At 67.2% G+C, this 11,517-nt stretch carries 15 protein-coding genes and 3 tRNA genes; 4 read left to right on the top strand and 14 right to left on the bottom strand.

Annotated features, from left to right (window positions below):
• Positions 1-11 precede the first annotated feature (11 nt).
• From AB0M65_RS22350 to rplJ, 3 genes are all read right to left on the bottom strand, one after another.
• Positions 12-395, bottom strand: a complete 384-nt coding sequence (locus tag AB0M65_RS22350; protein ID WP_364030494.1) for a hypothetical protein — start codon at positions 393-395, stop codon at positions 12-14.
• Between the two features lie 147 nt (positions 396-542).
• Positions 543-929 (bottom strand): 50S ribosomal protein L7/L12, encoded by a 387-nt coding sequence (gene rplL / locus AB0M65_RS22345; RefSeq protein WP_364030491.1) that lies wholly within the window; start codon positions 927-929, stop codon positions 543-545.
• A 48-nt stretch (positions 930-977) separates the two neighbouring features.
• Positions 978-1,529, bottom strand: a complete 552-nt coding sequence (rplJ, locus tag AB0M65_RS22340) for a 50S ribosomal protein L10 (protein ID WP_020633288.1) — start codon at positions 1,527-1,529, stop codon at positions 978-980.
• Between the two features lie 325 nt (positions 1,530-1,854).
• Here rplJ and AB0M65_RS22335 point away from each other — a divergent pair, with 325 nt between their 5' ends.
• Positions 1,855-2,715, top strand: coding sequence for a hypothetical protein (locus AB0M65_RS22335; protein WP_364030487.1), 861 nt, complete (start codon positions 1,855-1,857; stop codon positions 2,713-2,715).
• A gap of 62 nt (positions 2,716-2,777) precedes the next feature.
• On the opposite strand, the gene AB0M65_RS22330 is transcribed toward AB0M65_RS22335, so the two are convergent.
• The 6 genes from AB0M65_RS22330 to AB0M65_RS22305 all read right to left on the bottom strand — a co-directional run bounded on the left by AB0M65_RS22330 (position 2,778) and on the right by AB0M65_RS22305 (position 6,422).
• On the bottom strand, positions 2,778-3,542 hold the full coding sequence (locus tag AB0M65_RS22330; protein ID WP_364030484.1) for an alpha/beta hydrolase: 765 nt from the start codon (positions 3,540-3,542) through the stop codon (positions 2,778-2,780).
• Between the two features lie 77 nt (positions 3,543-3,619).
• Positions 3,620-4,333 (bottom strand): 50S ribosomal protein L1, encoded by a 714-nt coding sequence (rplA, locus tag AB0M65_RS22325; RefSeq protein ID WP_364030481.1) that lies wholly within the window; start codon positions 4,331-4,333, stop codon positions 3,620-3,622.
• Between the two features lie 81 nt (positions 4,334-4,414).
• Complete coding sequence (gene rplK, locus AB0M65_RS22320; RefSeq protein ID WP_364030478.1) at positions 4,415-4,852, bottom strand: 50S ribosomal protein L11; 438 nt, start codon at positions 4,850-4,852, stop codon at positions 4,415-4,417.
• Positions 4,853-4,930: 78 nt separating this feature from the next.
• Entirely contained in the window at positions 4,931-5,791 is an 861-nt protein-coding gene (gene nusG / locus AB0M65_RS22315) for a transcription termination/antitermination protein NusG (protein WP_364030475.1), read from the bottom strand.
• A gap of 78 nt (positions 5,792-5,869) precedes the next feature.
• Positions 5,870-6,322 (bottom strand): preprotein translocase subunit SecE, encoded by a 453-nt coding sequence (gene secE / locus AB0M65_RS22310; RefSeq protein ID WP_364030472.1) that lies wholly within the window; start codon positions 6,320-6,322, stop codon positions 5,870-5,872.
• Between the two features lie 27 nt (positions 6,323-6,349).
• Positions 6,350-6,422, bottom strand: a tRNA-Trp gene (locus AB0M65_RS22305).
• Positions 6,423-6,627: 205 nt separating this feature from the next.
• On the opposite strand from AB0M65_RS22305, the gene AB0M65_RS22300 reads away from it, so the two are divergent.
• The 3 genes from AB0M65_RS22300 to AB0M65_RS22290 all read left to right on the top strand — a co-directional run bounded on the left by AB0M65_RS22300 (position 6,628) and on the right by AB0M65_RS22290 (position 9,840).
• On the top strand, positions 6,628-7,857 hold the full coding sequence (locus AB0M65_RS22300; protein WP_364030469.1) for a pyridoxal phosphate-dependent aminotransferase: 1,230 nt from the start codon (positions 6,628-6,630) through the stop codon (positions 7,855-7,857).
• Positions 7,854-8,750: a TIGR03619 family F420-dependent LLM class oxidoreductase gene (locus tag AB0M65_RS22295; protein ID WP_364030466.1), complete on the top strand. Its 897-nt coding sequence runs from the start codon at positions 7,854-7,856 to the stop codon at positions 8,748-8,750. Before AB0M65_RS22300 ends, AB0M65_RS22295 begins: the two co-directional genes overlap by 4 nt.
• Positions 8,751-8,907: 157 nt before the next feature.
• A complete protein-coding gene (locus AB0M65_RS22290; protein ID WP_364030463.1) occupies positions 8,908-9,840 on the top strand; it encodes an SGNH/GDSL hydrolase family protein in 933 nt (310 codons plus the stop codon).
• A gap of 252 nt (positions 9,841-10,092) precedes the next feature.
• Here AB0M65_RS22290 and AB0M65_RS22285 read toward each other — a convergent pair whose 3' ends face one another.
• The 5 genes from AB0M65_RS22285 to AB0M65_RS22265 all read right to left on the bottom strand — a co-directional run bounded on the left by AB0M65_RS22285 (position 10,093) and on the right by AB0M65_RS22265 (position 11,450).
• Positions 10,093-10,497 (bottom strand): MaoC family dehydratase, encoded by a 405-nt coding sequence (locus AB0M65_RS22285; RefSeq protein ID WP_364030460.1) that lies wholly within the window; start codon positions 10,495-10,497, stop codon positions 10,093-10,095.
• Positions 10,494-10,943 carry a MaoC family dehydratase N-terminal domain-containing protein gene (locus AB0M65_RS22280; RefSeq protein WP_364030457.1) on the bottom strand — a complete coding sequence of 150 codons (450 nt, stop codon included), beginning with the start codon at positions 10,941-10,943 and terminating at the stop codon, positions 10,494-10,496. Before AB0M65_RS22280 ends, AB0M65_RS22285 begins: the two co-directional genes overlap by 4 nt.
• A gap of 101 nt (positions 10,944-11,044) precedes the next feature.
• Complete coding sequence (rpmG, locus tag AB0M65_RS22275) at positions 11,045-11,209, bottom strand: 50S ribosomal protein L33 (RefSeq protein WP_020668467.1); 165 nt, start codon at positions 11,207-11,209, stop codon at positions 11,045-11,047.
• A gap of 45 nt (positions 11,210-11,254) precedes the next feature.
• Positions 11,255-11,327: transfer RNA gene (locus AB0M65_RS22270), tRNA-Met, on the bottom strand.
• Positions 11,328-11,377: 50 nt separating this feature from the next.
• Positions 11,378-11,450: transfer RNA gene (locus AB0M65_RS22265), tRNA-Thr, on the bottom strand.
• Positions 11,451-11,517 lie beyond the last annotated feature (67 nt).

The raw sequence follows: 11,517 nt of genomic DNA, 5'->3' as shown, positions 1-11,517 counted from the left end.
ATGGAGCCGGATCAACTGATCGCCTTGTCCGTTGCCGCGTCGGCGGTCGATGACGCCGGTGGCCTGCAGCGGTAGATGCCGCAGTAGGACGAGGACGACGAGCCGCTGCCGGACTGATTGGCCTTCGTGACCTGGACTGCGATGACGATCGCGCAGATCACCGAAGCCGCGACACCCAGCACCGCGATGAGGGCCAGTACCAGCAGATGGCGCCTGGCAGCGACCTGCTGGGCGAGGATCTCGATGAGCAGGCGGTCCGTGTAGTCCGGCTGAGGCTCGTCGGAGCCGGGATCCTCGATCTGCGTTTTCGCCTCTTTGATCCGCTTTTCGACTTCGAACGGGGAAAGTGACGCATGGGCGAAATACCGGACACGAAGAGTGCGGACCGTCGTCACAATTTGCCTTCCGTAGTAAGCGCGTTTCCCTGTAGTCGGGAAGCACGCGCCCGGCGCAACGGTCGTGAGCAAAGCGAAAGGGCGGGCATCCGTACTGGATGCCCGCCCTTTCGGCGATGCTGCGGTTAGGCGCTGACGCGCCCGGGATCACTTGATGGTGATCTTGGCGCCCGCGGCCTCGAGCTTCTCCTTGGCGGCCTCGGCGGCCTCCTTGTCGACCTTCTCCAGGAGGGCCTTGGGAGCGGCCTCGACCAGCTCCTTGGCCTCCTTCAGGCCCAGGCCCGAGACGACCTCACGGACGACCTTGATGACCTGGATCTTCTTCTCGCCGGCCGACTCGAGGACGACGTCGAACTCGTCCTGCTCCTCGGCGGCGGCGGCCGGGGCGGCACCCGGGGCAGCGGCGACGACGGCAGCCGGGGCGGCCGCGGTCACGTCGAAGGTGTCCTCGAATTCCTTCACGAACTCGGACAGCTCAAGAAGGGTGAGCTCCTTGAAGGCGTCGATCAGCTCGGTGGTGCTCAGCTTCGCCATGGTGGCTTTCCTCTCTGAAACGAACTAAAAGTTCGGGGTGGGGGGTGTTCAGCTCTCGGCGGGTGCTTCGGCTGCTTCGGTACCGGCGTTGCGCTGTTTTTCCTCCAGCGCGGCAGCCAGGCGAGCGACCTGGGACGCCGGCGCCTGGAACAGCGCGGCGGCCTGGGACAGCTTCGCCTTGAACGCGCCCGCCGCCTTGGCGAGCAGGACCTCACGGCTGTCGAGATCGGCGATCTTGTTGATCTCGTCCACGGACAGCGTCTTGCCGTCCATGAAGCCGCCCTTGATCACAAGCGCGTTGTTGTCCTTCGCGAAGTCGCGAAGCGCCTTCGCGGCGTCAACAGCTTCACCTTCGACGAAGGCGATGGCGGTCGGGCCGACGAACAGGTCTTCAAGGCCCTCGATGCCCGCGTCCGTGGCGGCACGCTTGACGAGGGTGTTCTTCGCGACCCGGTACTTGGCACTGGTGCCGAGAGCGCGGCGCAGCTGGGACAGCTGGGACACGGAGAGGCCGGTGTACTGGGTAACGACTGTGGCCGAGCTGCTGCGGAAGCTCTCCGCGATCTCGGCGACGGCCGCCTCCTTGTCGGGCTTCGCCATGGTCGCCTCCTCTCTTGGCTAGTGATCCACTGGCCTTGAGAGCCCTGAAACGACGAAACGCCCCAGCGCAGACAGGCGCGGGGCGTCAGGGCACGCGACGGGATGCGTCGCGGGCGAGCCTCGTTCCTCCTGCGCGGGTCGCCCGCCCTAGCGGGGCCTTCGTTCTCCAGGCCAGATGACCGGAGAAGACCAGCGGTCTTCGGTAGAACCTTGACAAGAATACGTGACCCTCTCCCGGCCTCCGCACGGGCCCCCCGGAGCGCGTTTAGCGGGCTAAACGCGACCGGCGGAGTGCGACGACGGCATCGCGGGGCATCATGGTGACGTGGCGGAGCAGCGTGATGACGGAAAGCCGGGCAGTGAGCCCGGCACGGACATCGAGCCCAAGGCGGGAGGTCAGCCCGCGCCTCAGCTGGACGAGGAGCAACTACGCCAGTTCCAGCAGTTTCAGCAGTTCCAGGACTATCTGAAGTTCACCGAGGCGCAGAGCCAGGGCCTCGCGCCGTCCCAGCCCGCGCAGCCCGTGACCCAGCATTACGGCGGTCAGCCACCCGCGCCGCCGGGACCACCTCCCGGTGAACTCGTCAAAGCTCCGCGACCGCGCGCCCCACGCTGGCTGCGTCGGCTGGGCGGGAAGCTCGTCGCCTGGATGATCGCGATCCTGCTGATCGCCATCGCGGGCACCATCGCCTACCGGCAGATCTTCCCGAGCGACGACGGCAAGACGTCACAACAGGTCGCTTCCGAGGGCGGCGGCACCTACAAGACCAACAAGATCCTCACCAGCGCGTCCCCCTACGAAGCCGTTCGCAGTGTCTATGACGGCATCGCCCAGCACGGCGCGGGCCAGAAGAGCATGGTCGATTTCGTCTGCGGCAGGTTCGAGGAACGCACTCAGCAGCAATTCGCGATCGATGTGAACGCCGCGGACTGCAAGGACGCCGTCGAGAAGCTTCATGCCGAGGCCCGAGGGGCCGACGACTACGCGGAGTCGATCTCGAAGCGGTCCGGCTGGCCTCCGGGAAACAGTGTGATCGTCAAGTCCTGCGATTTCACCATCTCGGGCGGTCCTGCCCTCGGAGACTTCACGGTCTCGCTGGTCAACGACGGTCAGTGGCTGATCACCGGGCACACGCCCGGTCCCAAGGCCTGTCCTCCCCCGTCCCCGACCACCACACCCAGCTGATTCGCGATTAGCCCGCTAAACGCGCGTCCCCGCCAGATCGCGATTAGCCCGCTAAACGCACGTCAGAGGTCGTGCGAAGTGAGGAAGCCGGTCAGGGCGGAGCCGAAGGCGGGGTGCATGACGGCGGTCATGTGATCGCCGGGGACGCGGACCAGGCGGGCGCCGGCGATGGCGGCGGCCAGTCGTTCGGGTTCGGCGGCCAGCGGGTCGGTGTCGCCGGCGAGGACCAGGGTCGGGACGGCGATGGCCGTCAGGTCCAGTTTCGGATTCGCCGTTCCTCGTGCGACGGCCGCCAGAGCGACGCGGTCGGCTCGCAAAGCGTCGGCCAGAGCACGGAAAGGTGCCGAGGACGGCGGAAGCGCCGAAGGGTCCGAAGCGAGCAGAGCCTCGCTGATCGCCTCCGGGGTGACGACGCGGGTGTCGACGCCGCCGAAGTCGACGATCCCCGAACCGACGCCGCCGATCGCGAGGCACCGGATCCGCGGGTCTGCGGCCACCGCGCCGAGCGCGATCATCGCGCCCATCGAGTAGCCGACCATGGACACCTCGTCGATGCCCAGCGCGTCGAGCAGAGCCGACACGTCGCGGACCATCGCGTCGTCGCCGTAGCTCGCCTCGTCGTGCGGCTTCGCCGACCGCCCGTGCCCGCGCGCGTCGAGGCTGATCACGGGCAGCCCCGCCTCCCGCAAGGTGGAGACGACGCCGGGCGCGATCCAGTTGGCGTTCGTGTCGGCGGCGAAGCCGTGCTGCAGGAGCACCGGACGCCCTTCGCCTTCCCACACGGTGTAACTCAGCTGGAGCCCGTCGAACGAAGCGAAAGTAGGCATGCTCTCCAGCAAACACGAAAAAGGGGCGGCCCCGCCGTAGCGGGACCGCCCCTTCGTCAGTGATGTCCGACTCAAACCTACGCGTCCTCGGAGAGGAGGTTGCGGGTCCGGGCGGGGTCGACCGGGATGCCCGGGCCCATCGTCGTGGAGACGACGACCTTGCGCAGGTAGCGGCCCTTCGCCGACGACGGCTTGGCGCGGAGGATCTCGTCCAGCGCGGCCGCGTAGTTCTCCACCAGCTTCTCGGTGTCGAACGACGCCTTGCCGATCACGAAGTGCAGGTTGGCCTGCTTGTCAACGCGGAAGTTGATCTTTCCGCCCTTGATGTCCGTCACGGCCTTCGCGACCGCGGGGGTCACGGTGCCGGTCTTCGGGTTCGGCATCAGGCCACGCGGGCCGAGGATGCGGGCGATACGCCCGACCTTCGCCATCTGGTCCGGCGTCGCGATCGCGGCGTCGAAGTCGAGCCAGCCACCCTGGATGCGCTCGATCAGTTCGTCGGTGCCGACCACGTCAGCGCCGGCGGCTTCGGCCTCGGCGGCCTTGTCACCAACGGCGAAAACGATGACGCGAGCGGTCTTACCGGTGCCGTGCGGCAGGTTCACGGTGCCGCGGACCATCTGGTCGGCCTTACGAGGGTCGACACCGAGGCGCATGGCGACCTCGACGGTGGCGTCCATCTTCGACTTGGAGGTCTCCTTGGCCAGCTTCGCGGCTTCGAGCGGGGCGTACAGCCGCTCGCGGTCCACCAGCTCGAGGGCCTGACGGTAGGCCTTGCTGTGCTTGGTCATGCTTCTGTCCTTAACTATTCAAGCGGATCAGTGTGGTGTTGGAGCCAGCACTGGCTCTCCCACGCGGTGCTGAAAAACAGCTCAGTCGACGACCGTGATGCCCATCGAGCGAGCAGTACCGGCGATGATCTTCGCGGCCTGGTCGATCTCGTGCGCGTTCAGGTCGGATTCCTTGGTCTTCGCGATGTCGCGGACCTGGTCCCAGGTGACCTTGGCGACCTTGGTCTTGTGCGGCTCGCCGGAGCCCTTCTCCACGCCCGCGGCCTTCAGCAGCAGCTTCGCGGCCGGCGGCGTCTTGAGCTTGAAGTCGAACGAGCGGTCTTCGTACACGGAGATCTCGACCGGGACGACGTCCCCGCGCTGCGACTCGGTCGCGGCGTTGTAGGCCTTGCAGAACTCCATGATGTTGACGCCGTGCTGACCCAGCGCGGGGCCGACCGGCGGCGCGGGGTTGGCCGCACCCGCCTTGATCTGCAGCTTGATGATCGCCGCAAGCTTCTTCTTCTTCTTGGGTGGCATTTCGTTGGTTCCTTCTTACTGACTTGAGTCCCCCGCACACCTGCCAGTACGCGGGGACTGCCGGCCGTCTGGCGGCCGTCAGATCTTGGAGACCTGGTTGAACGACAGTTCGACCGGGGTCTCCCGGCCGAAGATCGACACCAGGACCTTCAGCTTCTGTCCGTCCACGTTGACCTCGGAGATCGTCGCGGGCAGCGTCGCGAACGGGCCGTCCATGACGGTGACCGACTCGCCGATCTCGAAGTCGACCTCGACGGCGGGGCCACCGAGCTGCGACTCCGAAGCGGCTGCCTCGCCCTTGCCGGGCTTGGCGGGCGCGGCCTCGACCTTGGGCGCGAGGAACTTCAGCACGTCGTCCACGGTCAGCGGCGACGGACGCGAAGTGGCACCGACGAACCCGGTGACGCCCGGCGTGTTGCGCACCGCGCTCCACGAGGCGTCGTTCAGGTCCATCCGGACCAGGATGTAGCCGGGCAGCACCTTGCGCTGCACCAGCTTGCGCTGGCCGTTCTTGATCTCGGTGACCTCTTCGGTCGGGACCTCGATCTGGAAGATGTAGTCCTCGACGTCCAGCGTCTGGGTACGGGTCTCGAGGTTGGTCTTGACCTTGTTCTCGTAGCCCGCGTAGGAGTGCACGACGTACCACTCACCGGGAGCGGCGTTGAGTTCAGCGCGCAGCTTCGCGACCGGGTCGACGTCTTCGGGCTCAGCCTCGGCGGCTGTGTCGTCGGCGTCGTCGGCGGCGTCGACCTCTTCGGTCTCGGCGGACGCCTCGTCGGCCTCCGCGTCATCTCCGGCTTCGTCGACCTCGTCGCCTGTGGCGGGCACCTCGACGGAGTCCAGGTGCTCGGACTGCTCGTCGCCGAGTGCCGAGTGCACCTGCTCGTCGGAAAGCTCGGTCAGCTCATGACCGGCTGCTGTGCCGTTGTCGGAGGTCACGTTCCGTCCTCTCAGTTGATCGCTTGCCGTGGCGCCGGGCAGGCGAGCGGTGCGCTCAAGGCACCGTCACCGGTTGCCTCAGCTGCCGAAAACGGCACCCACGACCTCTTTGAAGGCGAGGTCGAGGCCGCTCACCAGCGCCACCATGAACACCACGAAGACCAGCACCACGGCGGTGTAGGTGACCATCTGCTTGCGGTTCGGCCAGATGACCTTGCGCAGCTCGGCCCAGACCTCGCGGATGAACCGCATGAGCCGGGCGAAAATCGACGCCTGCTTCGGCTTGCGGTCGCGCTTCGGGGTCGCGGTGCCCTTGGCGTCCTTGGTTTTCTCGGTCTTGTCCCCGGCCTTCGCCTTGCCGGCGGGGCGGGTCTTGTCTTCCGACTTCGCGTCGGCCTTACCGGACGGGCGCGCGGACGCACGGCGCTCACGCCGGGCAGCGGCGGTCACCGGACGGGACTGATCATCGGGCTTCCGCCCGGCGCCGTCCTGCGCCTTGTCACCGCTGGCGTCGCTGTCGCTCACGACCACTCCTCCGCCTTCACCAGTTCGCTTACGCAGGGGTGACAGGACTTGAACCTGCAACCTGCGGTTTTGGAGACCGCTGCTCTGCCAATTGAGCTACACCCCTTTGGAACCCCGAGGTTCCGGAGCTTCCGAGGACGCATTCCATCGTCCCCACCGCCGTGGCGGGGATGACCGTAGTGCGTACCGAGACCAGAAGTCTACGGCAACCCCCGAACAGCTTCGCAACCGCGCCCCTGAAACCGGCACGGAGCAGCCTTCCGCGAGGAACTCCCCCACGGCCGACCCCATGATCGTGCCACGATGTCGCCATGAGCGCTCCCGCACCCTCGCCTTCACCGGCATCACGTGTCTCGGCCCGCATCGGCGGCATCACGCCGTCGGCGACTTTGGCCGTCGACGCGAAGGCACGGGAGCTCAAGGCGCAAGGCCGTCCGGTGATCGGGTTCGGCGCTGGTCAGCCGGATTTCCCGACCCCGGCCAACGTGCTCGAAGCCGCCGAAGCGGCCGTCCGGGACAGGGTGAATCACGGCTACACGGCCGCGGGCGGACTGCCCGAGCTGCGTGCGGCGATCGCGGCGAAGACCGTCCGCGATTCCGGGTTCGAGGTGGACCCCGGCCGCGTCCTGGTGACCAACGGCGGCAAGCAGGCGGTCTATTCCGCGTTCGCGACGCTGCTCGACCCCGGCGACGAGGTGCTGCTGCCCGCGCCGTACTGGACGACCTATCCGGAGTCGATCGCGCTCGCCGGTGGCGTCGGAGTACCGGTCACGGCGGACGAGACGACGGACTACCTGGTCACCGTCGAGCAGCTCGAAGCAGCGAGGACGCCCCGCACGAAGGTGCTGCTGTTCGTCTCGCCGTCGAATCCGACAGGCGCGGTTTACCCCCGCGAGCAGGTCGAGGCGATCGGTCGCTGGGCGTACGAGAACGGCCTCTGGGTGATCACGGACGAGATCTACGAGCATCTGGTCTACGACGGCGCCGAAGCGCCGTCGATGCCCGTCCTGGTGCCGGAGCTCGCCGACCGGACGGTGGTGCTCAACGGGGTCGCGAAAACGTACTCGATGACCGGCTGGCGGGTGGGCTGGCTGCTCGGCCCGCAGGACGTGGTCAAGGCGGCGACGGCGTACCAGTCGCATTTGTGCGGCAACGTGTCGAACGTCGCGCAGCGGGCCGCGCTGGCGGCCGTGAGCGGTCCGCTCGACGCCGTTCACGCGATGCGGGAAGCGTTCGACGCCCGCCGCAAGAAGGCCCTTTCGCTACTTTCCGAGATTCCCGGCGTCGAGACTCCGGTGCCACTCGGCGCCTTCTATCTGTATCCGTCGGTGAAAGCCTTGTTGGGCAAGGAGATCCGTGGCGAGCGGCCGGCCGACACGGTGGCGCTCGCCGATCTGATCCTGCGCGAGGCCGAGGTCGCCGTGGTGCCCGGCGAGGCGTTCGGGACACCGGGGTACTTCCGGATTTCCTATGCGCTGGCCGAAAACGATCTTGCCGAAGGGATCACCAGGATGGGTCGGCTGCTCGCCGAAGCGCGGTGACCGCGATGCGCCTGGGCATCGCCCTTCCGCAGTACGGTCCACTTGCGACGATGGACGCCGTCACCGGTTTCGCGACCGCTGTCGAGGAGCTCGGCTACGAGTCCCTGTGGGTCGGAGATCGTGTGCTGACCCCGGTCAAGCCGTCGGACTTCTATCCAGGGGGCACGCCGGAACGGCCGTACCCGCCCGAGTTCGTCACCTTCGCCGACCCGCTGATCCTGCTGACGGCCGCCGCGACCGCCACGAAGAGGGTCCGGCTCGGCACCAGCACCCTTACCGGAACGGTGTACCCGGCCGTACTGCTCGCCCGGATGCTCACTTCGCTCGATCAGATGAGCGGGGGCAGGCTGGACGTCGGCCTGGGCGTCGGCTGGCTCCGGGACGAATACACCGCGACCGGCACGCCTTGGCAGGGCCGCGGCAAGCGGCTGGAAGAGCTTCTCGACGTCCTTCGGGAGTACTGGACCGGCGATCCGGTGGAACACGACGGCGCGCATTGGCGGATCCCGGCGTCCAAGGTGGGTTTGCGACCGGACCAAAGTCCGCATCCGCCGGTGCTGCTGGGCGGCTGGTCCGCGGCGGCGCTGGACCGCGTCGGCCGCCGTGCCGACGGCTGGCTTCCCGCCGGGCTGCCCGCGCCCCAGCTCGCGAAGCTCTGGGAGACCGCGGTGAGGGCGGCAGAGAAGGCCGGCCGCGATCCCGGCCTGCTGCGGCGGGTGTTGCGGCTCAACCCGAGACCGGACACCGATCTCAAGGACGTCGCCGCGGCGCTGGAGGCGGCCGCCGAAACCGGGATCACCGAGGCCTTCGTCGACCCGCACTACCTCGCACGCGACGTCACTCATGCCCTCGAAATCGCCGCCGAGCTGCGCGCTCTCGTCCCGAACGACTGAAGGCCCCTCCCTTTACCTCCAGGAGCGCGCGTGGGTCAGGATTCGCCGTCGGCGAGGTCAGGCCAGATACGCGCCCACCCTGAACGTGATCCACGTCTCAGTCAACCCGTGATCACCCGTTCACGCGTACTTCACCGACAGTCGGACCGATGACAAGGTGACCTCGGTCGCGTACAACGAACGGGTGACGCAGCGGAGAACTGGCGGCGGCTGTCTGTTCCTGGTGATCGTGCTGTCCGTCCTGGGGATTGCCTACCACCTGTGGGAGCAAGGCACGTCGGTAACACCACCGGGGGTCACCACCTCGGATGGCACGGGCCGATATGTCGCTCTGGGTGATTCGTACACGGCGTCGCCGGGCACCGGGCGGCCGACGGGGACGCCGAAAGGCTGCGACCGCTCGGACAACAATTACCCGAGCCTGCTGTCGGCGAGCCTGCGTCCGGCGGAGTTCGTCGACGTCAGCTGCGGTGGCGCCACGACCGAGCACCTCACCGGCGAGCAGAAGACCCGCGACGGCACGAACGCGCCGCAGCTCGACGCGATCAACGGCGACACCACGTTGGTGACCGTCGGTATCGGAGGCAACGACGTCGGCTTCGTCGGCTTCGCGGGCCAATGCGCGACGCAGCACCAGACCGCTTCGCCGTGCAAGACGCAACTGACCGCGGGCGGACGGGATCAGCTCGTCGAGCGGATCACCGCCGCCGCGGACCGGCTCGGCGGCGTCCTCGACCAGATCCGCTCGAAGGCACCCGAAGCGCGCGTCGTGGTCGTCGGCTACCCCTCGGTGCTGCCGGACGACGACAGCGGCTGCTGGCCCGTCCTGGCCGTCGGCGCCGGGGACGTCGCCTACTTCCGCGCCTCGCTGACGCGGCTGAACACCGCACTGGAGGAGACTGCGAAGGAACACGAAGCGGGCTTCGCCAATATGTCGACCGCGAGCAAGGGGCGCGACATGTGCACTGCCGCGAACCGGCGCTGGGTCGAGGGCCCCGCCCCGGCCGTACCCGCGGCGCCGCTGCATCCGAACGCGCGAGGCGAGGAAGGCATGGCCGAGGTCATCGAGAAGCTGCTGAAGCTGCCTTAGGGCGCTTCGCGTTCGCTTGGCTGGTCGCTTCGGAGGCCGCTGGTCCGCGTCCATGAAGGATTTGGGACGTTGAGTGTCCCAATTCCTTCATAGACAAGCTCGAGACCAGAAGGACGCTTCGCGCGCCTACGGGGCGTCGCGTCGTTTTCCGCACCGCCGCTGACCTGCGGAAAGACAGCAAGGGACCTTTGCTATCACTTACTTAGGCATGCTAAGCGAGTGATAGCAAAGGTCCCTTGCTCCCCCGGGGGCTCAGGCGCGGGCGACCACTTGGGCCTTGCCAAGGACGGCCTTGCCGTCGAACTTGGCGGTGATGTCGATACGCGCGGTGCCGTCGTCGTTGACCACGGCCACCTTGCCGGTGAACTCGATCCTCGCCGCGCCGTCGTTCGGCACGATGACGGGGCGCGTGAAGCGGGCGAAGTAGTCGATGAGGCGGCCGGGGTCGCCGAGCCAGTCGGTGACGAGCCGCGCGCCGAGTGCCATGGTCAGCATGCCGTGCGCGATGACGTCCGGCAGGCCGACCTCCTTGGCGAAGGCCTCGTTCCAGTGAATGGGGTTGAAGTCCAGCGAAGCGCCCGCGTAGCGCACCAGCTGCTCCCTGGTGACGTCGACGATCAGCGGCGTCAGTTCTTCCCCGGCGGTGAACGTGCTCACGCGCCCTCCCCTCGGACGACGAGCTGAGCGTGCGTGGTCGCGATCGGGCCACCGTCGGCGCCGGCGATCTCGGCTCGCAGGTTGATGAAGTCGTTTCCGGCACGGGCCATGACGTTGTCGATATGCGTCGTGAGCGACAGCACATCGCCCGCGTGCACGGGCCGCACGTAGGTGAACCTCTGGTCGCCGTGGACCATCCGCGAATAGTCGAGACCCAGCTCTGGGTCGGTGACGATCGCGTTGATCGAGGCGAGGTTGATGATCGTGAGGAACGTCGGCGGCGCGATGACGTCGGGGTATCCGGCCGCCTTCGCCGCGTCGGCGTCGCGATAGAGCGGGTTCGCGTCGCCGAGTGCGTCGGCGAACTCCCGGATCTTCTCGCGGCTCACTTCATAGGTACTGGTCGGCGGGTACACCCGCCCGGTGAACGACTGGTCCAAGGCCACCCGAGCAGGCTACCCAACCCGTGACAGCACGAAGCCGCCCTGGTCAGACCAGGGCGGCTTCGGGTGAGGCTTGTAGAACGCGCTTGGAGAACGCTGAACGCTCAGCGGGTCTCTTTGTGAGTCCGGTGCGTACCGCAGTTCGGGCAGAACTTCTTCATCTCCAGGCGATCCGGGTCGTTGCGCCGGTTCTTCTTGGTGATGTAGTTGCGGTGCTTGCACTCCTCACACGCGAGCGTGATCTTCGGTCGCACGTCAGTGGCAGCCACAGCATTTCCTTCTCTACTAGGCCTGGGATACCCAGGATTACCGCGTAGCGGTGGCCGGACTTGAACCGGCGACACAGCGATTATGAGCCGCTTGCTCTGCCAGCTGAGCTACACCGCCCTTACATAACCCTGGCCGCGACACGCAGGCGTGACGCGGCTGAGGTTGCGAGCCCCTTTACGGAATCGAACCGTAGACCTTTTCCTTACCATGGAAACGCTCTACCGACTGAGCTAAAGGGGCCTTGCCTCTCGCGAGGACTTGAAAAGATTAGCAGGCCGGTTCAGCGGCCTTGACCGGGGGCCCGGTT

This window comes from Amycolatopsis sp. NPDC051071 (genome assembly GCF_040682875.1).
Lineage (GTDB): Bacteria > Actinomycetota > Actinomycetes > Mycobacteriales > Pseudonocardiaceae > Amycolatopsis.
Note: the sequence above shows the minus strand (reverse complement) of the source record. Positions and strands in the feature narration are given on the sequence as shown.

Coding starts and splice junctions, on each gene's coding strand:
- rplA (WP_364030481.1), bottom strand. CDS start 4,333: ATGACCAAGCACAGCAAGGCCTACCGTCAGGCCCTCGAGCTGGTGGAC.
- rplL (WP_364030491.1), bottom strand. CDS start 929: ATGGCGAAGCTGAGCACCACCGAGCTGATCGACGCCTTCAAGGAGCTC.
- AB0M65_RS22300 (WP_364030469.1), top strand. CDS start 6,628: ATGAGCGCTCCCGCACCCTCGCCTTCACCGGCATCACGTGTCTCGGCC.
- AB0M65_RS22330 (WP_364030484.1), bottom strand. CDS start 3,542: ATGCCTACTTTCGCTTCGTTCGACGGGCTCCAGCTGAGTTACACCGTG.
- rplK (WP_364030478.1), bottom strand. CDS start 4,852: ATGCCACCCAAGAAGAAGAAGAAGCTTGCGGCGATCATCAAGCTGCAG.
- rplJ (WP_020633288.1), bottom strand. CDS start 1,529: ATGGCGAAGCCCGACAAGGAGGCGGCCGTCGCCGAGATCGCGGAGAGC.